Here is a 20,496-nt window from a genome sequence, read left to right on the forward strand (position 1 = left end):
GAGGTTATTACCAAATGGAACTGATCCTGCTGGAAAAAGTCGCCAACCTGGGCAACCTGGGCGACAAGGTAAAAGTTAAGTCCGGTTACGGTCGTAACTACCTGCTGCCATTCGGCAAAGCCACCGCTGCGACCGCTGCCAACCTGGCTGCGTTCGAAGAGCGTCGTGCTGAGCTGGAAAAAATCGCTGCAGAGAAAAAAGCTTCGGCCGAAACTCGCGCTGCCCAACTGGCTGAGCTGGAAGTGACCATCACTGCCACCGCCGGTGACGAAGGCAAGCTGTTCGGTTCGATCGGCACCCACGACATCGCTGATGCCCTGACCGCCTCCGGCGTTGAAGTGGCTAAAGCTGAAGTTCGTCTGCCGAACGGCACCATCCGTAACGTCGGCGAATACGACGTTGCCGTGCACCTGCACAGCGACGTTGAAGCCACCGTTCGCGTGGTTGTTGTCGCAGCCTAAGCTGTACCGATCGGCTGGCACCTTGGGTGTCAGCCGGTTAACATCGGGCACGATCCTGCTTTGCAGGTCGTGCCCTTTGTCTTTTTCATCACCCTGATTCCTGCGTGGCCATGAACGAGATAACCGCCCCCGAGCAATATGATCTGCAAACCGCTGCCCTGAAGGTGCCGCCGCATTCCATCGAGGCCGAACAGGCCGTGCTCGGTGGCTTGATGCTGGACAACAACGCCTGGGAGCGCGTGCTCGATCAAGTCTCCGACGGCGACTTCTATCGGCATGACCACCGCCTGATCTTCCGCGCCATCCACAAGCTCGCCGACCAGAACGCCCCGTTCGACGTGGTGACCCTGCACGAGCAGCTGGACAAGGAAGGCCTGAGTTCGCAGGTTGGCGGCCTGGGTTACCTGGGCGAACTGGCCAAGAACACCCCGTCGGTGGCCAACATCAAGGCCTATGCCGCGATCATCCGCGAGCGGGCAACCCTGCGTCAGCTGATCAGCATCAGCAACGAGATCGCCGACAGCGCCTTCAACCCGCAAGGGCGCAATGCTGCCGAGATCCTCGACGAAGCCGAACGGCAGATCTTCCAGATCGCCGAAGCGCGGCCGAAGACCGGCGGCCCGGTGGGCGTCAACGACCTGCTGACCAAGGCCATCGACCGCATCGACACGCTGTTCAATACCGACAGTGCGATCACCGGCCTGTCCACCGGCTACACCGACCTCGACGAGAAGACCAGCGGCCTGCAGCCGGCCGACCTGATCATCGTCGCCGGCCGGCCGTCGATGGGTAAGACCACCTTCGCCATGAACCTGGTCGAGAACGCGGTACTGCGCAGCGACAAGGCAGTGCTGGTGTACTCGCTGGAGATGCCAGGCGAATCGCTGATCATGCGTATGCTGTCGTCGCTCGGGCGCATCGACCAGACCAAGGTGCGCTCCGGCCAGCTTGAAGACGACGACTGGCCGCGGCTGACCTCGGCGGTCAACCTGCTCAACGACCGCAAGCTGTTCATCGATGACACCGCCGGCATCAGCCCGTCGGAAATGCGCGCCCGGACCCGCCGCCTGGTGCGCGAGCACGGCGACATCGCCCTGATCATGATCGACTACCTGCAGCTGATGCAGATCCCGGGCTCCAGCGGCGACAACCGTACCAACGAGATTTCCGAGATCTCCCGCTCGCTCAAGGCCCTGGCCAAAGAGTTCAACTGCCCGGTAGTTGCCCTGTCGCAGCTCAACCGCTCCCTCGAACAGCGGCCGAACAAGCGCCCGGTGAACTCCGACTTGCGCGAATCGGGTGCGATCGAGCAGGACGCCGACGTGATCATGTTCGTTTACCGCGACGAGGTGTACCACCCGGAGACCGAGCACAAGGGCATTGCCGAAATCATCATCGGCAAGCAGCGCAACGGCCCGATCGGCTTTATCCGCCTGGCCTTCATCGGCAAGTACACACGCTTCGAAAACCTCGCGCCGGGCAGTTACAACTTCGACGACGACGAGTAAGGGCAATTTGGACAATTCCGACCTTGAGCGTCGGAATTGGTCAATTTTTGTGCTATATTCCGCGCCCGCGATTTTTCATCGATTAGCCACCGGTCACTGACATGCAAGCAGCCAAACCACTTTTCGACTATCCCAAGTACTGGGCCGAATGCTTCGGGCCAGCACCGTTCCTGCCGATGAGCAGGGAGGAGATGGATCAGCTCGGCTGGGATTCCTGCGACGTCATCATCGTGACCGGTGATGCCTACGTCGACCATCCGTCGTTCGGCATGGCCATCATTGGCCGCCTGCTGGAAGCCCAGGGCTTTCGCGTGGGCATCATTGCCCAGCCGGACTGGCAGTCCAAAGACGACTTCATGAAGCTCGGCGAGCCGAACCTGTTCTTCGGCGTCGCGGCCGGCAACATGGATTCGATGATCAACCGCTACACCGCTGACAAGAAGATCCGCTCCGACGACGCCTATACCCCGGGCGGCATGGCCGGCAAGCGTCCGGACCGCGCCAGCCTGGTGTACAGCCAGCGCTGCAAGGAAGCCTACAAGCATGTGCCGATCGTCCTCGGCGGCATCGAAGCCTCCCTGCGCCGCATCGCTCACTACGACTACTGGCAGGACAAGGTCCGTCATTCGATCCTGATCGACGCCTGCGCCGACATCCTGCTGTACGGCAACGCCGAGCGGGCCATCGTCGAAGTGGCCCAGCGCCTGTCGTTCGGCGAGTCGATCGAGAGCATCACCGACATTCGCGGCACCGCCTTCGTACGCCGTGATACCCCGCAAGGCTGGTACGAGGTCGACTCGACCCGTATCGATCGTCCGGGCAAGGTCGACAAGATCATCAACCCGTACGTCAACACCCAGGACACCCAGGCCTGTGCCATCGAGCAGGAAAAGGGCGAAGTCGAAGACCCCAACGAAGCCAAGGTTGTGCAGATCCTCGCCAGCCCGCGCATGACCCGTGACAAGACGGTCATCCGCCTGCCGTCGTTCGAGAAGGTCCGCAACGACCCGGTGCTCTATGCCCACGCCAACCGCGTGCTGCACCTGGAGACCAACCCGGGTAACGCCCGTGCCCTGGTGCAGAAGCATGGCGAAGTGGACGTGTGGTTCAACCCGCCACCCATTCCGATGACCACCGAAGAAATGGACTACGTGTTCGGCATGCCCTATGCGCGCATCCCGCACCCGGCGTACGGCAAGGAGAAAATCCCCGCCTACGACATGATCCGCTTCTCGGTGAACATCATGCGCGGCTGCTTCGGCGGCTGCACCTTCTGCTCGATCACCGAGCACGAAGGGCGCATCATCCAGAACCGCTCGCACGAGTCGATCATTCGCGAGATCGAAGAGATTCGCGACAAGGTGCCCGGCTTTACCGGGGTCATCTCCGACCTCGGCGGCCCGACTGCGAACATGTACCGCATCGCCTGCAAGAGCCCCGAGATCGAATCGGCGTGCCGCAAGCCGTCGTGCGTGTTCCCGGGCATCTGCCCGAACCTCAACACCGACCACTCGGCGCTGATCAAGCTGTACCGCAGCGCCCGTGACCTGCCAGGGGTGAAGAAGATCCTCATCGCCTCGGGCCTGCGTTACGACCTGGCGGTAGAGTCGCCGGAGTACGTCAAGGAGCTGGTGACCCACCACGTCGGCGGCTACCTGAAGATTGCCCCGGAGCACACCGAGGAAGGCCCGCTGAACCAGATGATGAAGCCGGGCATCGGTAGCTATGACCGCTTCAAGCGCATGTTCGAGAAGTACTCGAAAGAGGCGGGCAAAGAGCAGTACCTGATCCCGTACTTCATCGCCGCGCACCCGGGCACCACCGACGAAGACATGATGAACCTGGCCCTGTGGCTCAAGGGCAACGGCTTCCGTGCCGACCAGGTGCAGGCGTTCTACCCGTCGCCAATGGCCTCGGCCACGGCCATGTACCACTCGGGCAAGAACCCGCTGCGCAAGGTCACTTACAAGAGCGACCCGGTGACCATCGTCAAGAGCGAGCAGCAGCGCCGCTTGCACAAGGCCTTTTTGCGCTACCACGATCCGAAGGGCTGGCCGATGCTGCGTGAAGCCCTGGAGCGCATGGGTCGCGCCGACCTGATCGGCCCGGGCAAGCACCAGTTGATCCCGCTGCACCAGCCGGCGACCGACAGCTACCAGAGCGCTCGGCGCAAGAACTCGACCCCGGCCGGCAGCCACAAGGTGGCCAAAGAGCAGAAGATCCTCACCCAGCACAACGGCTTGCCGCCGCGTGCCAGCGATGGCTCCAAGCCGTGGGACAAGCGTGAACAGGCCAAGGCGGCGGCGTTTGCCCGCAACCAGGAAGCGGCCAAGGCGCGCAAGGATGCCGCCAAGGGCGGCAAGGGCAAGAAAAAGCCCGCCCGCCAGCCGGTTCTGCCGCGCTAACTGAAACGCCAGCCTTCGGGCTGGCGTTTTTGTTTGCGTCGCTGGCAAAGCCTCAAATCTGTGCAAGGCTTGCACGGCGGCCTCGCTACGGTGCGCTTTTGGTGCGACTGTACCGGCTGCATGCAGGGAATCGCAGGCCTGGGCCCATGGCACAAGTCTTGCGCGGTTCCACTACCGCCCAGGCTCGCAGGAGGCCCGCCGTGTCGATTCATGTCGCCTTGCACCATGTCACCGAGTACCGCTACGACCGTGCAGTTGAACTGGGCCCGCAAATTGTTCGCCTGCGCCCGGCTGCTCACAGCCGCACGAGGATCCTCTCCTACGGGCTGAAGGTGCAGCCGGACGGACATTTCATCAATTGGCAGCAGGACCCACAGGGCAACTACCTGGCGCGCCTGGTATTCCCGGAAAAGACTGACAGCCTGCGCGTGGAAGTCGACCTGGTCGCCGAGATGGCGGTGTTCAATCCGTTCGACTTCTTTCTCGAACCCTACGCCGAGCAGATTCCCTTCAGTTATGGCCGAGACGAACGCCACGAACTGCTGCCCTACCTGGAGCAACTGCCGCTGACGCCGAAGTTCGCCACCTACCTGGACAGCATCGAGCGCACGCCCCAGGCCAGTGTCGATTTCCTGGTGGCGCTCAATCAGCGCCTGAGCGAGGACATCAGCTACCTCATCCGCCTCGAGCCCGGTGTGCAAACACCGGAGCAGACCCTGGAACTGGGTTCCGGCTCCTGCCGCGACTCGGCCTGGCTACTGGTGCAGTTGTTGCGCCACCTGGGCCTGGCGGCGCGGTTCGTCTCCGGTTATCTGATTCAGCTGACCGCCGACATCAAGGCACTGGACGGCCCGTCGGGCACCGAAGAGGACTTCACCGACCTGCACGCCTGGTGCGAGGTGTACTTGCCCGGCGCCGGCTGGATCGGCCTGGACGCCACCTCCGGGCTGTTTGCCGGGGAAGGGCATATCCCATTGGCTTGTAGCCCCGATCCGACTTCAGCGGCGCCGATCAGCGGCCTGGTCGAGCCCTGCGAATGCACTTTCGAGCATGAAATGAGTGTCGAGCGCCTGTGGGAATCGCCGCGGGTGACGCTGCCCTACAGCGACGAACAATGGCAGGCCATCGTCGCCCTCGGGCGCCAGGTGGACAGCGACCTGAAAGCAGCGGACGTGCGCCTGACCATGGGCGGTGAACCAACCTTCGTGGCCATTGACGACCCTGACGGCGCCGAGTGGAACACCGCAGCGCTAGGCGCGAACAAACGGCGCCTGGCCGGTGAGCTGTTCCAGCGCCTGTACAAGCATTACGCGCCCCATGGCCTGGTGCACTTCGGCCAGGGCAAATGGTACCCGGGCGAGCAACTGCCGCGTTGGTCGCTCAACTGCTTTTGGCGGCGTGATGGTGTGCCGCTGTGGAACAATCCGGCGTTGATCGCCGACCAACACCAGGATCTCGGCGCCGACAGCGCGCTGGCCGCGCGCTTCCTGGCCAGCGTTGCCGAACGGCTGAGGCTGCCTGCGCGTTATGTCTTCGGCGCCTACGAAGACTCACTCTATTACCTGTGGCGCGAGGGCGGCCTGCCGTCCAACGTGCGCCCCGACGCTGCGCGCCTGGACGACGAGATGGAGCGTGCAAGGCTGCGCAAGGTGTTCAGCCAGGGCCTGGACAAGGTCATCGGCCAGGTGCTGCCGCTGGCCCGCAGCGCCGACGAGCAACGCTGGCAGAGCGGACGCTGGTACTTGCGCGATGAGCATTGCCGCCTGGTGCCGGGCGACTCGCCGCTGGGTTACCGCTTGCCGCTGGCTGCGCAGCCCTGGGTCAAGGCCGCGGAATATCCCTACGTGCATCCGACCGATCCCAACCAGGTGCTCGGCGATCTGCCTGATCGTGACCAACTGCTCAAGGCCAGCGCCGGGCAGGCGCTCGATGAGCAGGAGCACGCAGCCCCCGAGGTCGATGCCTCGGCCGACTGGCTGACCCGTACCGCGCTGTGTGCAGAGCCGCGAGAAGGGCGCCTGTACCTGTTCATGCCACCGCTGTCTCGCTTGCAGGATTACCTCGAACTGGTTGCGGTGATCGAAGCCACCGCGGCCGAGCTGCATTGCCCGGTCATCCTCGAAGGCTACGAGCCGCCGGCCGATCCGCGCCTGGCCAACTTCAAGGTGACTCCCGACCCCGGCGTCATCGAGGTCAACGTGCAGCCTTCGGCCAGTTGGGACGAACTGGTGGAGCGCACCGAGTTCCTATACGAGCAGGCGCGCCTGACGCGCTTGAGCAGCGAAAAATTCATGATCGACGGCCGACACACCGGCACCGGTGGCGGTAACCATTTCGTCCTCGGTGGCGCCACCCCGGCCGACTCGCCGTTCCTGCGCCGCCCTGACTTGCTACGTAGTCTGATCAGCTACTGGCACAATCACCCGTCGCTTTCCTACCTGTTTTCCGGCCTGTTCATTGGTCCGACTTCCCAGGCGCCGCGGGTGGATGAAGCGCGTAACGATGCGCTGTATGAGCTGGAGATCGCTTTCGCGCAGATGCCGGCAGCGGGCGAGGAAGGCCCGCCATGGCTGGTCGACCGGCTGCTGCGCAACTTGCTGATCGACGTTACCGGCAATACCCACCGCGCCGAGTTCTGCATCGACAAGCTGTACTCCCCGGACGGCCCGGCCGGGCGTTTGGGGTTGCTGGAACTGCGCGCCTTCGAGATGCCGCCGCATGCGCGCATGAGCCTGGTCCAGCAACTGCTGCTGCGGGCCCTGGTCGCGCGTTTCTGGCGTGAGCCCTATGCGCCCAAGCGCCTGGCCCGCTGGGGCACCGAGCTGCATGACCGGTTCATGCTGGGGCACTTTATCGAGCAGGACTTTGCCGATGTGCTGGTCGAGCTCAACGCCGCAGGCTACCCGCTGCGTGCCGAGTGGTTTGCCGCACACCTGGAGTTTCGTTTCCCCAAGGTCGGCGACTATGCCGTCAACGGCATCGAGCTGGAACTGCGCCAGGCCCTGGAGCCCTGGCATGTACTGGGCGAGGAGGGTACTGGCGGTGCCACGGTGCGTTATGTCGACTCGTCGCTGGAGCGCCTGCAGGTCAAGGTCAGCGGCCTGCCGCCGGAGCGTTATCAACTGACCTGTAACGGTCGGGCGCTACCCTTGCAAGCCACCGGGCGCGTCGGTGAGTTCGTCGCGGCGGTGCGCTATCGCGCCTGGCAGCCGGCCAATTGCCTGCAGCCAACCATTGCGGTGCAGGCGCCGCTGGTGTTCGACTTGCTCGATACCTGGATGGGCCGCTCGCTGGGCGGTTGCCAGTACCACGTGGCGCATCCGGGCGGTCGCAACTACCAGACCCTGCCGGTCAATGCCAACGAAGCCCAGAGCCGGCGCCAGGCACGCTTCTTCCGCCTCGGACACAGCCCGGGTGTAGTGGACATACCATCGGCGCAGGTGAACCCGGAACTACCCTTTACCCTGGATTTGCGCCGCGGCTGAGCGCTACTCTGAACTGACCTGTGGCCTTCGAGCATTGCCATGCCTGACCTGTTGGATGCTTACCCGCTGAGTGCGGGGACTTATCACGAGATGCTCGAAAGCCAGGGTGCGGTGCGTGCGCACTGGCAGCCGTTGTGCGCCTACCTGCAGCGCAGCGGGCCGGCGCAGCTGGCCCAGCGCCAGGCCTCGCTGACCCGCCAGTTGCGCGAGAACGGCGTCACCTACAACGTTTACGCCGACCCCAAGGGCGCCGACCGGCCCTGGGAGCTGGACCTGTTGCCGCACCTGCTGCCTGCCGCCGAATGGCAGCAACTGGCCGCCGGTGTCGAACAGCGCGCGCGCTTGCTCAATGCGGTACTGGCCGATATCTACGGGCCGCAGCAGTTGATCAGCGAAGGCCTGCTGCCCGCCGAGCTGGTCTATGGCCATAACAATTTCCTCTGGCCCTGCCAGGGTATAGCGCCACCTGAAGGCACCTACCTGCATGTCTACGCGGTGGACCTGGCCCGTGCCCCGGACGGGCGCTGGTGGGTGACGGCAGACCGCACCCAGGCACCGTCGGGCGCAGGCTTCGCGCTGGAGAATCGCACCATCGTTTCGCGGGCGTTGCCCGAGCTATACCGCGACTTGCAGGTGCAACACCTGGCCGGTTTCTTCCGCACCCTGCAACAGACCCTGGCGCGCCTGGCACCCAATGACCAGGAGGCGCCACTGGTGGTGCTGCTGACCCCAGGGCGCTTCAACGAGAGCTATTTCGAGCACCTGTACCTGGCGCGGCAGCTGGGTTATCCACTGGTCGAGGGCAGCGACCTGACCGTGCGCGATGCCACCGTATACCTCAAGACCCTGAGCGGCCTGCGCCGGGTGCACGCAATCATGCGGCGCCTGGACGATGATTTCTGCGACCCGCTGGAGCTGCGCACCGACTCGGCCCTGGGCGTGCCCGGCTTGCTCGATGCCGTGCGCCAGGGCCGGGTGCTGGTGGCCAATGCGCTGGGCAGCGGCGTGCTTGAGTCGCCGGGCCTGCTCGGTTTCTTGCCGGCGATCAACCAGCGCTTGTTTGCTGAAGAACTGAGCCTGCCGTCGATCGCCACCTGGTGGTGCGGTGAGCCACCGGTGATGGCGCGGGCACTGGAGCAGTTGCCGAAGCTATTGGTCAAGCCGGCGTTCCCGTCACAGAGTTTCAGCCCGGTGTTCGGCCGTGACCTCGACCCGGCCCAGCGCCAGGCCCTGGCCGAACGCATCCAGGCACGGCCCTACGCCTATGTCGCCCAGGAGCTGGCGCAGTTGTCCCAGGCGCCGGTGTGGCAGGCCGACAAGGGCCAGGTGCAGCCGCGGGCCATTGGCATGCGTGTGTACGCGGTGGCCTCGGCGGACGGTTATCGGGTGCTGCCCGGTGGCCTGACCCGGGTTGCTGCGCAAGCTGACGCCGAGGTGGTGTCGATGCAGCGCGGTGGCGCCAGCAAGGACACCTGGGTGCTCGGCGAAGCGGCGCCAGCGGGCGAGCAATGGCGGGCCCAGCGCACCATCGGCGTGGCCGAGCTGATCCGCCAGGACCCTTACCTGCCGTCGCGGGTGGTGGAGAACCTGTTCTGGTTCGGGCGCTACTGCGAGCGCTGCGATGCCAGTGCGCGCCTGCTGCGGATCATCCTCACCCGCTACCTGGACGGCGACGATCCGCTGGCCCTGCAGGCGGCGGTGGAACTGGCCGATGAATTGTCGCTGCTGCCGGAGGAGGGTGAGTTGCCCGAGCGCCTGCGCGCGGCGCTGGACGATGGCGACTGGGCCTTCAGCCTGCGGGCCAATTTGCAGCGCCTGCACTGGGCGGCGTCGCAGGTGCGCGGCAAGCTCTCGCGGGAGAACTGGCAGGCGCTGGTCGAGCTGCAGCGGGAGGCGCAATGCCTGGAAGATGCCGAGGCGGACTTTGGCGAGCGGGTGGATTTTCTCAACCGCCTGGTGATGTCGCTGGCGGCGCTGTCGGGTTTTGCCCTCGACGACATGACCCGCGACGAAGGCTGGCGCTTCCTGATGATTGGCCGGCGTATCGAGCGATTGCAGTCACTGTGCAGCAGCCTGGCGGCGTTTCTGCGCGGGCCGGCGGTGTACGACCAGGCCGGGCTTGAATGGTTGCTGGAGCTGGGCAATAGCAGCATCACCTACCGCTCGCGCTACCTGGCGGTGGCGCAGTTGATCCCGGTGCTCGATCTGCTCCTGCTCGATGAACAGAACCCCCACGCCGTGCTGTTCCAGCTCAAACTGCTGGTGCGTGCCAACCAACGCTTGAGCGAGGAATTCGACAGCCCGCGCGACCCGGCTCTGGCGCTACTGGCCGAGCAATTGCGTCACTTCGACCTGCGCAGCCTGGAAGACCCGTTGTTCGGCAGCGCCAGTGTACAAGCGGTGCTGTCGGGGCTTGCTGACCTGCTGCAAGGGGTGGCCCTGGCCAGTGGCGAGATTTCCGAGCGCCTGGCCCTGCGCCATTTCGCTCACGTCGACGATGTCAGCCAGCAGACGGTGTCGCTGTGATGAGTGCGCGCTACCAGATTATCCACGACACCCATTACCGCTACGACAGCCCGGTGTCCCTGGCCCAGCAGCTGGCGCACCTGTGGCCACGGCCTTGCGCCTGGCAACGCTGCACGGCCCAGGCCCTGCAGGTCAGCCCGCAGCCGACCCTGCGGCGCGATGAGTGGGACGTGTTCGGCAACCCGCTGACGCGCCTGGCGTTCGAGCGCCAGCATGAGCAGTTGCGGGTGGTGGCGCGCTTGCAGGTTGAAGTGCTCGAGCGGGCGGCGCCGGACTTTGCCGCCTCGCCGGCCTGGGAGCAGGTGCGCGAGGCCCTGACCTATGCCAGTCAGCCGATGGCAGCGGCGCTTCTGGAAGCCTGCCGTTATCGATTCGAGTCGCCTTATGTACGCCTCAAGCAGCGCTTCGTGGCCTTCAGCGAATCCTCTTTCGAGCCTGGCCGGGCATTGCTGGAAGGCGTGCAGGCGTTGATGGAGAAGATCTTCTGCGAGTTCACCTTCGATGCCGAGGCGACCCAGGTCGCCACGCCGCTGGTGGAGGTGCTGGAGCGCCGCCGCGGCGTGTGCCAGGACTTTGCCCACCTGATGCTCGCCTGTCTGCGCTCGCGCGGCCTGGCGGCGCGTTATGTCAGCGGCTACCTGCTGACCCGGCCGCCACCCGGCCAGCCACGGCTGATCGGCGCCGATGCCTCGCATGCGTGGATTTCAGTGTTTTGCCCGGGGCAGGGCTGGATCGATTTCGATCCCACCAACAACCTGCGCCCGGCGCTGGAACACATCACCCTGGCCTGGGGCCGGGATTTTTCCGATGTCTCGCCGCTGCGTGGGGTGATCCTCGGTGGCGGCAGCCATGACCCGCAGGTGCAGGTCACGGTGATGCCGCTGGATGAGGCCACAGCCTTGTAGGAGCGGGCTTGCCCCGCGATGAGGCGGGTCAATCAGGCTTCTTGTCGACCCACTTGGGCAGCACCGGGGCTTCAAAGTTGTCCATGGCCTCGAGCAGCTCGGCTGGCGAGTCGGCCAGTTGCAGCATGGCGCGGTGTTGCGGGCGCACGAAGCCTTCTTCCACCACATGGTCAAGGAAGCTGCCCAGCTTGCTGTAGAAGCCGTTGACGTCGAGCAGGCCCAGGGGCTTGGCGTGGTAACCCAACTGGCCCCAGGTCCAGACTTCGAACAGCTCTTCCAGGGTGCCCAGGCCACCGGGCAGGGCCACGAATGCGTCGCTCAGTTCGGCCATGCGTGCCTTGCGCGCGTGCATGCCGTCGACCACTTCCAGGCGGGTCAGGCCGGTGTGGCCGATCTCGGCGTTTTTCAGCGCTTCAGGGATGATGCCGATGACTTCGCCACCGGCGGCCATGGCCGCATCGGCAACGATACCCATCAGGCCCACGGCGCCACCGCCGTACACCAGGGTCAGGCCGCGCGCGGCGATGGCCTGGCCGAGGGCGATGGCCGCCTCGCGGTAGGCCGGGTTGACGCCGGTGCTGGCGCCACAGAACACACAAACGGAACGTACGGGCATTGCTTCTCTCCGGTTACAAGCGCACACAGAGTAAGGTGCTGGCCGCTCGCTTCCAAGCCCGCAGTCGTTACTCCGGCCGGGCGAATTCGCATGAGGCGCCCGCAGCGCCGCAGGCGTAGGCGGCCAGCAGGCCATTGAAGAAAGTACCAAAGGACATGATCGTTTACTCCTAAATGAGAGGTTGTCTCATCCTCCCTCAAAGGTGCATGATGGGCACTTAGATTTCCTGTATACAATCCATAGAACAAATTCACTGCCTGGCTCTTCGGCCAGTGCTTGACCCACATCATGGGCCGGCCTTGCGGTTTCAGGCAGTCTGCAAACTGATAAAAAACCCCTGCCATGGAGATTCACGATGTTTGCCAAAGTTGTCGCAGTATCCTTGCTGACCCTCGCCAGCACTCAGGTATTTGCCGCTGAGTGCAAGGCGACGATCGACTCCACCGACCAGATGTCCTTCAACACCAAGGCCATCGAAATCGACAAGAGCTGCAAGACCTTCACTGTCGAACTGACCCACTCCGGTTCGTTGCCGAAGAACGTCATGGGCCACAACCTGGTCATCAGCAAAGAAGCTGACATGCAGCCGATCGCCACCGACGGCCTGGCTGCCGGCATCGACAAGAGCTACCTGAAAGAAGGCGACGAGCGCGTGATCGCCCACACCAAGATCATCGGCGCTGGCGAGAAGGATTCGCTGACCATCGACGTGTCCAAGCTGAAAGCTGACGAGAAGTACGGCTTCTTCTGCTCGTTCCCTGGCCACATCTCGATGATGAAAGGCACTGTTACCCTGAAGTAATTCGGGTACCTGATCGCGGGGCAAGCCCGCTCCCACAGGAGCGGGCTTGCCCCGCGATGCGTTCAAGGCGCGAACGGCATCTCGCGCTTGTGCTGGGTCTTGCGGTAGGTGGCGCTGATGATGTCGAACGCTTCCTGGCTCACCGCCTCGCCATGCAGGAACGCATCGATCTGCGCATAGGTGACGCCGTGGGACGCTTCGTCCGGCTTGCCTGGCGCCAGGTCCTCAAGGTCTGCAGTCGGCACCTTCCCCACCAGTGACTCCGGCGCGCCAAAGCTGCGCGCGATGGCCCGCACCTGGTTTTTCACCAGGCCACTGAGCGGTGCCAGGTCGCAGGAACCATCACCAAACTTGGTAAAGAAGCCCATCACCGCTTCGGCGGCATGGTCGGTGCCGATCACCAGGCCCTGGCGGGCGCCGGCGATGGTGTACTGGGCAACCATGCGCATGCGCGCCTTGGTGTTGCCGACGACGAAATCGACCATCGCCGGCGCGCCGTTTTCCAGGGCCTTGACCTCGGTCGCCAGGGCACGCACGGCCGGAGCGATGTCGACAGTGTGCACCTCGTCGGCCTTGATCACTTCCAGGCAGGCCTGGGCATCGTGTTCGTCGTGCTGCACCTGGTACGGCAGGCGCACGGCAATGAAGCGGTACTGCTCATCAGCCGTCTCGCTGCGCAGTTCATTGATCGCCCGTTGCGCCATCAGCGCGGCGGTCAGCGAGTCAACACCACCACTGATACCCAGCACCAGGGTCTTGAGCCGTGCGTTGTGCAGGCAGGTCTTGATGAAGGCCACGCGCCGGGCCACTTCGGCTTCGAGCGCGGCGCTGTCGGCGAACGGCGGCTGGACCTTGAGCGCTTGCGCAATCTCTCGCTGGACGGCTTGCATGAATTACTCCTTGGACACTTTGAAGACGTGGCGCAGGTAGGCGACGAAGTTTTCGTCGCGGCATTGGGTCTTGGCCGCCTCATCGGAAATCTTGGCGACGGGCTGGCCGTTACAGTCGGTCATTTTAAGCACGATGCTCATCGGCGCCACCCCGGGCAGATCGCAGGTGAGGTTGGTGCCGATGCCGAAGCTGACATTGATGCGCCCGCGCAGGGCCCGGAAGATCTCCAGCGATTTGGTCAGGTTCAGGCCGTCGGAGAACACCAGGGTCTTGGTCATCGGGTCGATCCCCAGCTTGCGATAGTGGCTGATGGCCTTTTCCGCCCACTGCACCGGATCGCCCGAGTCATGGCGCAGGCCGTCGAACAGCTTGGCGAAGTACAGGTCGAAATCGGTCAGGAAAGCATCCATGGTGATGCAATCGGTCAGGGCGATGCCCAGCAGCCCGCGGTACTCGCGCACCCAACAATCGAGCGCGGCAATCTGGCTGTCGATCAGCCGCGGCCCCAGTTGCTGGTGGGCCATGATCCACTCGTGGGCCATGGTCCCCAGTGGCTTGATATCCAGTTTCCGTGCCAGGTGCACGTTGCTGGTGCCGACGAAACGCGCGGGGAAATCTTCCTTGAGCACCCGTACCACTTCTTCCTGAACCTTGTAGGAGAAGCGTCGGCGGGTGCCGAAGTCGGCGACCTGCAATTCGGCCAGCTCCTCACTGCTGGCATTGGCCTTGAGCCAGTCGAACTTACGGTACAGCTGGTCGCGGGCGTCGCTGAGTTTGGCCTGGGGGTGGCGATGGCGGTTGCGCACCTCACTGATGATCGCAAGCAAAGGTACTTCAAACAGGATCACGTGCAGCCAGGGGCCGCGCAGGCGCAAGTACAGCTGGTCGTTCTCGACCCCCAGTTGCAGGTAGCGCAGGTTGAAGCGGAACAGGCCGAGAAAGCGCAGGAAGTCCGGCTTCATGAAGCTGATCTGCTCGAGGAAGCCCAACTGGCCATTACCCAGGCTCAGTTCGCACAACTGCTCGATCTGCTCGCGGATCTGCGCCAGATAAGGGCGCAGGTCTTCACCATTGCGGCAGCGGAACTCCCATTCCACGTCGACGTTGGGGTAGTTGTGCAGCACGGCCTGCATCATGGTCAGCTTGTAGAAATCGGTGTCGAGCAGGTTCTGCACGATGCGATCGGCAAATGCACTCTCGCTCATAGGGGGCTCCAAAGGGGGCGCGCGCCATCACCGCCAGCGACGGCGCACAGACCTGCACATTGTGCCAGCCTTTGCCGCCACGCGGGCAGGCCGAGGCCGGGGTAATTCGGTAGCAGGCTACAGGTAGCGGCGCTTTTGTCGGGCAGCGGCTAGCCTGTAATGGTGCCCGCTGTAGCAGTCGCGCACCAAGGATGTGCAGTTCGGTTACGCATCCTGTTACAGGCTGGTTGCACGTAACCACAACCCAGGGTTGCAATGATGGCACTTCGCGGTTGCTCTTTTTTCTCGTGTCCGGTGGCGCTTGTCGTGAGGCAGACGGTTGCACGACCAGTAAAAAAAGGCCGTGAATCCTGGCTGCGCAACTTGTTCACGAGTTTTTCCAGAATAAAAAACCAATGGCACGGCCCTTGCTCAGAGCAATTGCTGAAAGTTGTAGTGCCAACCAAAAAAACTCCAGGAGCACCACCTCATGTCGCAGACGTTTTACAAGAAAGGCTTTCTGGCCCTCGCCGTAGCTACGGCGCTGGGCGTTTCTTCGTATGTTCAGGCCGACATCAAGATCGGCGTAGCAGGCCCGATGACCGGTGCCAACGCAGCGTTTGGCGAGCAGTACATGAAAGGTGCACAGGCAGCGGCTGACAAGGTCAATGCCGCGGGCGGCGTCAACGGCGAGAAGATCGTGCTGGTCAAGGGCGACGATGCCTGCGAGCCGAAGCAGGCCGTGGCGGTGGCCAACCGCCTGGTCGACCAGGACAAGGTGATCGGTGTGGTCGGGCACTTCTGCTCGTCCAACACCATTCCGGCGTCTGAGGTGTATGACGAAGCCGGTGTCATCGCCATCACCCCGGGCTCGACCAACCCGCAGGTGACCGAGCGCGGCCTCGGTGCGATGTTCCGTATGTGCGGGCGTGACGATCAGCAGGGCATTGTCGCCGGCGACTACATTGTCGATGTGCTCAAAGGCAAGAAGGTTGCAGTAGTGCACGACAAGGACACCTACGGCCAGGGCCTGGCAGATGCCACCAAGGCCCAGCTTGAAAAACGCGGCGTGAAACCTGTTCTCTACGAAGGCCTGACTCGTGGCGAGAAAGACTTCAGCGCCCTTGTCACCAAAATCCGCTCCACCGGGGCAGACGTGGTCTACTTCGGTGGTCTGCATCCTGAAGCGGGTCCACTGGTACGGCAGCTCCGCGAGCAAGGCCTGAAAGACGTCAAGTTCATGTCCGACGACGGCATCGTAACCGACGAACTGGTCTCCACCGCTGGTGGCGCGCAATACGTCGATGGCGTGTACATGACCTTCGGCGCCGACCCGCGCCTGCTGCCAGACAGCAAGGCGGTGGTCGAGGAGTTCCGCAAAGGCGGCACCGAGCCAGAAGGCTACACCCTGTATGCCTACGCTTCGGTCCAGGCCCTGGCTGCAGCCTTCAACGGCGCCAAGTCGAACAAGGGCGAAGACGCTGCCAAGTGGCTCAAGGCCAACCCGGTGCAAACCGTGATGGGCGAGAAAAAGTGGGACAGCAAGGGCGACCTGACGGTCTCTGACTATGTGGTCTACCAGTGGGACAAGGACGGCAAGTACCACCAACTGGAAAAACAAAAATAACAACGGTAGGCGACCCGGGCCTGAGCCCGGGTCGCTACCCGGTTTTGCGCCGTACCTGTCTTTTCTCGTAGATCTGCACAACCCTGCGCTGCGAGGGCCGCTTCATCCGGGGCTCACCGTAGTCGGCGCTTGTGCAATCTCAAATACGTGAGATTGCGTTATGGATGGTATTTTCCTGCAGCAACTGGTCAACGGGCTGACCCTCGGGTCCGTCTATGGCCTGATCGCCATCGGCTACACAATGGTCTATGGCATTATCGGCATGATCAACTTCGCGCACGGCGAGGTGTATATGATTTCCGCGTACCTGGCGGCAATCAGCCTGGCATTGCTGGCGTATTTCGGTATCGAATCCTTCCCCTTGCTGATGCTCGGGACGCTGATCTTCACGGTGGTGGTCACCGGAGTCTACGGCTGGACCATCGAACGCATCGCCTACAAACCCCTGCGCAACTCCACCCGCCTGGCGCCGCTGATCAGTGCCATCGGCATCTCGCTGATCCTGCAGAACTACGCGCAGATCAGCCAGGGCGCACGCCAGCAAGGCGTACCGACCCTGCTTGAAGGCGCCTGGCGCGTCGAAGTGGGCACCGGTTTCGTGCAACTGACCTACACCAAGATCTTCATCCTGGTGGCGGCCTTCGTCGGCATGGCGGCGCTTACCTACATCATCAAGTTCACCAAGCTCGGGCGCATGTGCCGGGCCACCCAGCAGGATCGCAAGATGGCTTCGATCCTCGGTATCAACACCGACCGGGTGATCTCCTATGTGTTTGTCATCGGTGCTGTCATGGCGGCCCTGGCCGGCGTGCTGATCACCATGAACTACGGCACCTTCGACTTCTACGCGGGCTTTATCATCGGCATCAAGGCCTTCACCGCCGCGGTGCTCGGTGGCATTGGCTCGCTGCCGGGCGCCATGCTCGGCGGGATCATCCTCGGGATTTCCGAGTCGCTGTTCTCCGGGCTGATCAACTCCGACTACAAAGACGTGTTCAGTTTCTCGCTACTGGTGCTGATCCTGATCTTCCGTCCCCAAGGCCTGCTGGGTCGCCCACTCGTGGCGAAGGTGTAAGTATGTCTGCTGCCAAAACAACTACATTCGATATCAAGCGCAGCCTGATCGATACGGTCCTCGCCGGGCTGATTTCCCTGATCGTTTTCGGGCCCATCGTCGGCGTGGTGCTCGACGGCTACAGCTTCAACCTTGAACCGACCCGTGTCGCCTGGCTGGTGGCCGGGGTGATGGTCGGGCGGTTTTTCCTCAGCCTGTTCCTGCAGACGCCCAAGGGCCAGTCGATTCTCCAGGGCTTCGAGGGCAGTGGTTCCGGCGTGCACGTGCTGGCGCCGGACTACAAGTCGCGGCTGCGCTGGATCATTCCGGCACTGATCGTGATTGCCATCGTCTTCCCGTTCTTCGCCAACAAGTACCTGCTGACCGTGGTCATCCTCGGCCTCATCTACGTACTGCTGGGCCTGGGCCTGAACATCGTGGTAGGTCTTGCCGGCCTGCTCGACCTGGGTTACGTGGCCTTCTACGCCATCGGCGCCTACGGCCTGGCCCTGGGTTACCAGTACCTGGGCCTGGGCTTCTGGACCGTGTTGCCCCTGGCGGCAATCGCTGCGGCGCTGGCCGGGTGCATATTGGGCTTTCCGGTGCTGAGGATGCATGGCGACTACCTGGCCATCGTTACCCTCGGCTTTGGTGAGATCATCCGTCTGGTGCTCAACAACTGGCTGTCGTTCACCGGCGGTCCCAACGGCATGCCGGTGCCGTCGCCAACCTTCATGGGCCTGGAGTTCGGCCGTCGGGCCAAGGACGGCGGGGTGCCGTTCCACGAGTTCTTCGGCATTGCCTACAACCCCAACGTTAAATTCCTGTTCATCTACATCGTGCTGTTCCTGGTGGTGCTGGCGGTGCTGTACATCAAGCACCGGTTGACCCGCATGCCGGTCGGCCGCGCCTGGGAAGCGCTGCGCGAAGACGAGATCGCCTGCCGGTCCATGGGCCTGAACCATGTGCTGGTGAAGCTCTCGGCCTTCACCCTCGGCGCCTCTACCGCCGGCCTTGCCGGGGTGTTCTTTGCCAGCTACCAGGGCTTCGTCAACCCGTCGTCGTTCACCTTCTTCGAGTCGGCGCTGATCCTTGCCATCGTCGTGCTCGGCGGCATGGGCTCGACCGTCGGCGTGGTGATTGCTGCGTTCGTGCTGACCGTGGCGCCGGAGCTATTGCGCAGCTTCTCCGAGTACCGGGTGCTGCTGTTCGGCGTGCTGATGGTGTTGATGATGATCTGGAGACCGCGCGGCCTGATTCGTATCAGCCGTACCGGTGTAGTCCCGCGTAAAGGAGTGGCGCCATGAGCGATGACGTGATTCTCTCGGTTGAAAACCTGATGATGCAGTTTGGCGGCATCAAGGCGCTCAGCGATGTCAGCCTCAAGGTCAGACGCAACCAGATCTTCGCCCTGATCGGCCCCAACGGCGCCGGCAAGACCACGGTGTTCAACTGCCTGACCGGCTTCTACAAAGCCAGTGGCGGCAAGATCGAACTGAACCTGCGCGGCACCCGCACCAATGTCATCCAGCTGCTGGGCGAACGCTTTCAGCTGGGCGATTTCGTCTCGCCCAAGCGCTTCATCAACCGCCTGCACTACAAGATGTTTGGCGGTACTCACCTGGTCAACCGCGCAGGTCTGGCGCGGACCTTCCAGAACATTCGCCTGTTCCGGGAAATGTCGGTGGTCGAGAACCTGCTGGTGGCCCAGCACATGTGGGTCAACCGCAACCTGCTGGCCGGCGTGCTCAACACCAAGGGCTACCGCAAGGCCGAAAGCGATGCCCTCGACCATGCCTTCTACTGGCTGGAAGTGGTCGACCTGGTCGACTGCGCCAACCGCCTGGCCGGTGAGCTGTCGTACGGCCAGCAACGGCGCCTGGAGATTGCCCGGGCCATGTGCACGCGGCCGCAGATCATCTGCCTCGACGAACCGGCTGCCGGCCTCAACCCGCAGGAAACCGAAGCGCTGAGCAAAATGATCCGCGTGCTGCGCGACGAACATGACCTGACCGTGGTGCTGATCGAGCACGACATGGGCATGGTCATGAGCATCTCCGACCATATCGTGGTGCTTGACCACGGCAACGTGATCGCCGAAGGCGCGCCACAGGACATCCGTCACAACCCGACGGTGATTGCTGCCTACCTGGGCGCCGATGAAGAGGAACTGGTATGAGTACACCGATCCTCGAACTGAAAGAGATCGACGTGTTCTACGGGCCGATCCAGGCCCTGAAGAAAGTCTCGCTGCACATCGATGAAGGCGAAACGGTGAGCCTGATCGGCTCCAACGGTGCCGGCAAGTCGACCCTGCTGATGTCGATCTTCGGCCAGCCGCGGGCGGCAGCCGGGCAGATCATCTACCGTGGCACCGACATTACTCACAAATCGTCGCACTACATCGCTTCCAACGGCATTGCCCAGTCGCCGGAAGGTCGCCGGGTGTTCCCCGACATGTCGGTGGAAGAGAACCTGATGATGGGCACCATCCCGATCGGCGACAAGTTCGCCAGCGAGGACATGCAGCGCATGTTCGAACTGTTCCCGCGGCTCAAGGAGCGGCGCAACCAGCGCGCCATGACCATGTCCGGCGGCGAGCAGCAGATGCTCGCCATCGCCCGGGCTTTGATGAGCCGGCCCAAATTGCTGCTGCTCGATGAGCCGTCGCTGGGCCTGGCGCCGATCGTGGTCAAGCAGATCTTCGCCACCTTGCGCGAGCTGGCGCAGACCGGCATGACCATCTTCCTGGTGGAGCAGAACGCCAACCATGCGCTGAAGCTCTCGGACCGCGCCTATGTAATGGTCAACGGTCATATCCGCATGACCGGTACTGGCCAGGAGCTGTTGGTCAACGAGGAGGTGCGCAACGCTTACTTGGGCGGGCACTGATCGTTGGTGAAAAAAAGCGCCCCGGCTGACGGGGCGTTTTTTTGTCCACAGTTTTGTGGAAAACATTGTCCAGACATTCTTTTGGGCGCGACAGAACGTCGCTTCAGCGGGCGTTTTCATAGAGGTTTGAGTTGTCCACC

At 63.2% G+C, this 20,496-nt stretch carries 15 protein-coding genes; 12 read left to right on the forward strand and 3 right to left on the reverse strand.

The annotated features are described in order from the left end of the window. Positions 1–14 precede the first annotated feature (14 nt). The 6 genes from rplI (at position 15) to ACZ9A3_RS26490 (ending at position 11,290) form a co-directional block, all read left to right on the forward strand. The gene (gene rplI / locus ACZ9A3_RS26465; RefSeq protein ID WP_093376705.1) at positions 15–461 is read left to right on the forward strand and encodes a 50S ribosomal protein L9; all 447 of its coding nucleotides are present in this window, start codon (positions 15–17) and stop codon (positions 459–461) included. Between the two features lie 110 nt (positions 462–571). Further along, the gene (gene dnaB / locus ACZ9A3_RS26470) at positions 572–1,969 is read left to right on the forward strand and encodes a replicative DNA helicase (protein ID WP_045196878.1); all 1,398 of its coding nucleotides are present in this window, start codon (positions 572–574) and stop codon (positions 1,967–1,969) included. A gap of 101 nt (positions 1,970–2,070) precedes the next feature. Then, complete coding sequence (locus ACZ9A3_RS26475; protein ID WP_093376702.1) at positions 2,071–4,374, forward strand: YgiQ family radical SAM protein; 2,304 nt, start codon at positions 2,071–2,073, stop codon at positions 4,372–4,374. A 200-nt stretch (positions 4,375–4,574) separates the two neighbouring features. Next, the gene (locus tag ACZ9A3_RS26480; protein ID WP_258596137.1) at positions 4,575–7,859 is read left to right on the forward strand and encodes a transglutaminase family protein; all 3,285 of its coding nucleotides are present in this window, start codon (positions 4,575–4,577) and stop codon (positions 7,857–7,859) included. Between the two features lie 39 nt (positions 7,860–7,898). After that, positions 7,899–10,385: a circularly permuted type 2 ATP-grasp protein gene (locus ACZ9A3_RS26485; protein WP_476253278.1), complete on the forward strand. Its 2,487-nt coding sequence runs from the start codon at positions 7,899–7,901 to the stop codon at positions 10,383–10,385. After that, positions 10,385–11,290 (forward strand): transglutaminase family protein, encoded by a 906-nt coding sequence (locus ACZ9A3_RS26490; RefSeq protein WP_476253279.1) that lies wholly within the window; start codon positions 10,385–10,387, stop codon positions 11,288–11,290. The genes ACZ9A3_RS26485 and ACZ9A3_RS26490 overlap by 1 nt, the downstream gene beginning before the upstream one ends. 28 nt (positions 11,291–11,318) lie before the next feature. On the opposite strand, the gene ACZ9A3_RS26495 is transcribed toward ACZ9A3_RS26490, so the two are convergent. Further along, a complete protein-coding gene (locus ACZ9A3_RS26495; RefSeq protein WP_045196888.1) occupies positions 11,319–11,906 on the reverse strand; it encodes an LOG family protein in 588 nt (195 codons plus the stop codon). 355 nt (positions 11,907–12,261) lie between these two features. Here ACZ9A3_RS26495 and azu point away from each other — a divergent pair, with 355 nt between their 5' ends. Further along, the gene (azu, locus tag ACZ9A3_RS26500; protein WP_045196890.1) at positions 12,262–12,708 is read left to right on the forward strand and encodes an azurin; all 447 of its coding nucleotides are present in this window, start codon (positions 12,262–12,264) and stop codon (positions 12,706–12,708) included. A gap of 62 nt (positions 12,709–12,770) precedes the next feature. Here azu and nadE read toward each other — a convergent pair whose 3' ends face one another. Beyond that, positions 12,771–13,598, reverse strand: a complete 828-nt coding sequence (gene nadE / locus ACZ9A3_RS26505) for an ammonia-dependent NAD(+) synthetase (protein ID WP_476253280.1) — start codon at positions 13,596–13,598, stop codon at positions 12,771–12,773. A gap of 3 nt (positions 13,599–13,601) precedes the next feature. Then, positions 13,602–14,804 carry a nicotinate phosphoribosyltransferase gene (pncB, locus tag ACZ9A3_RS26510; RefSeq protein WP_045196893.1) on the reverse strand — a complete coding sequence of 401 codons (1,203 nt, stop codon included), beginning with the start codon at positions 14,802–14,804 and terminating at the stop codon, positions 13,602–13,604. Between the two features lie 469 nt (positions 14,805–15,273). Between pncB and ACZ9A3_RS26515 the strand changes: the two genes are divergently transcribed. The 5 genes from ACZ9A3_RS26515 to ACZ9A3_RS26535 all read left to right on the forward strand — a co-directional run bounded on the left by ACZ9A3_RS26515 (position 15,274) and on the right by ACZ9A3_RS26535 (position 20,356). Beyond that, on the forward strand, positions 15,274–16,410 hold the full coding sequence (locus tag ACZ9A3_RS26515; RefSeq protein ID WP_476253281.1) for a branched-chain amino acid ABC transporter substrate-binding protein: 1,137 nt from the start codon (positions 15,274–15,276) through the stop codon (positions 16,408–16,410). 160 nt (positions 16,411–16,570) lie between these two features. Then, entirely contained in the window at positions 16,571–17,485 is a 915-nt protein-coding gene (locus tag ACZ9A3_RS26520) for an ABC transporter permease subunit (RefSeq protein WP_010221625.1), read from the forward strand. Positions 17,486–17,487: 2 nt separating this feature from the next. Further along, positions 17,488–18,771, forward strand: a complete 1,284-nt coding sequence (gene livM / locus ACZ9A3_RS26525) for a high-affinity branched-chain amino acid ABC transporter permease LivM (RefSeq protein ID WP_045196897.1) — start codon at positions 17,488–17,490, stop codon at positions 18,769–18,771. Beyond that, entirely contained in the window at positions 18,768–19,643 is an 876-nt protein-coding gene (locus ACZ9A3_RS26530; protein ID WP_038997426.1) for an ABC transporter ATP-binding protein, read from the forward strand. Before livM ends, ACZ9A3_RS26530 begins: the two co-directional genes overlap by 4 nt. Next, positions 19,640–20,356: an ABC transporter ATP-binding protein gene (locus tag ACZ9A3_RS26535; RefSeq protein WP_038997425.1), complete on the forward strand. Its 717-nt coding sequence runs from the start codon at positions 19,640–19,642 to the stop codon at positions 20,354–20,356. The genes ACZ9A3_RS26530 and ACZ9A3_RS26535 overlap by 4 nt, the downstream gene beginning before the upstream one ends. Positions 20,357–20,496 lie beyond the last annotated feature (140 nt).

The sequence above is a fragment of the Pseudomonas sp. TE4620 genome (assembly GCF_056279045.1).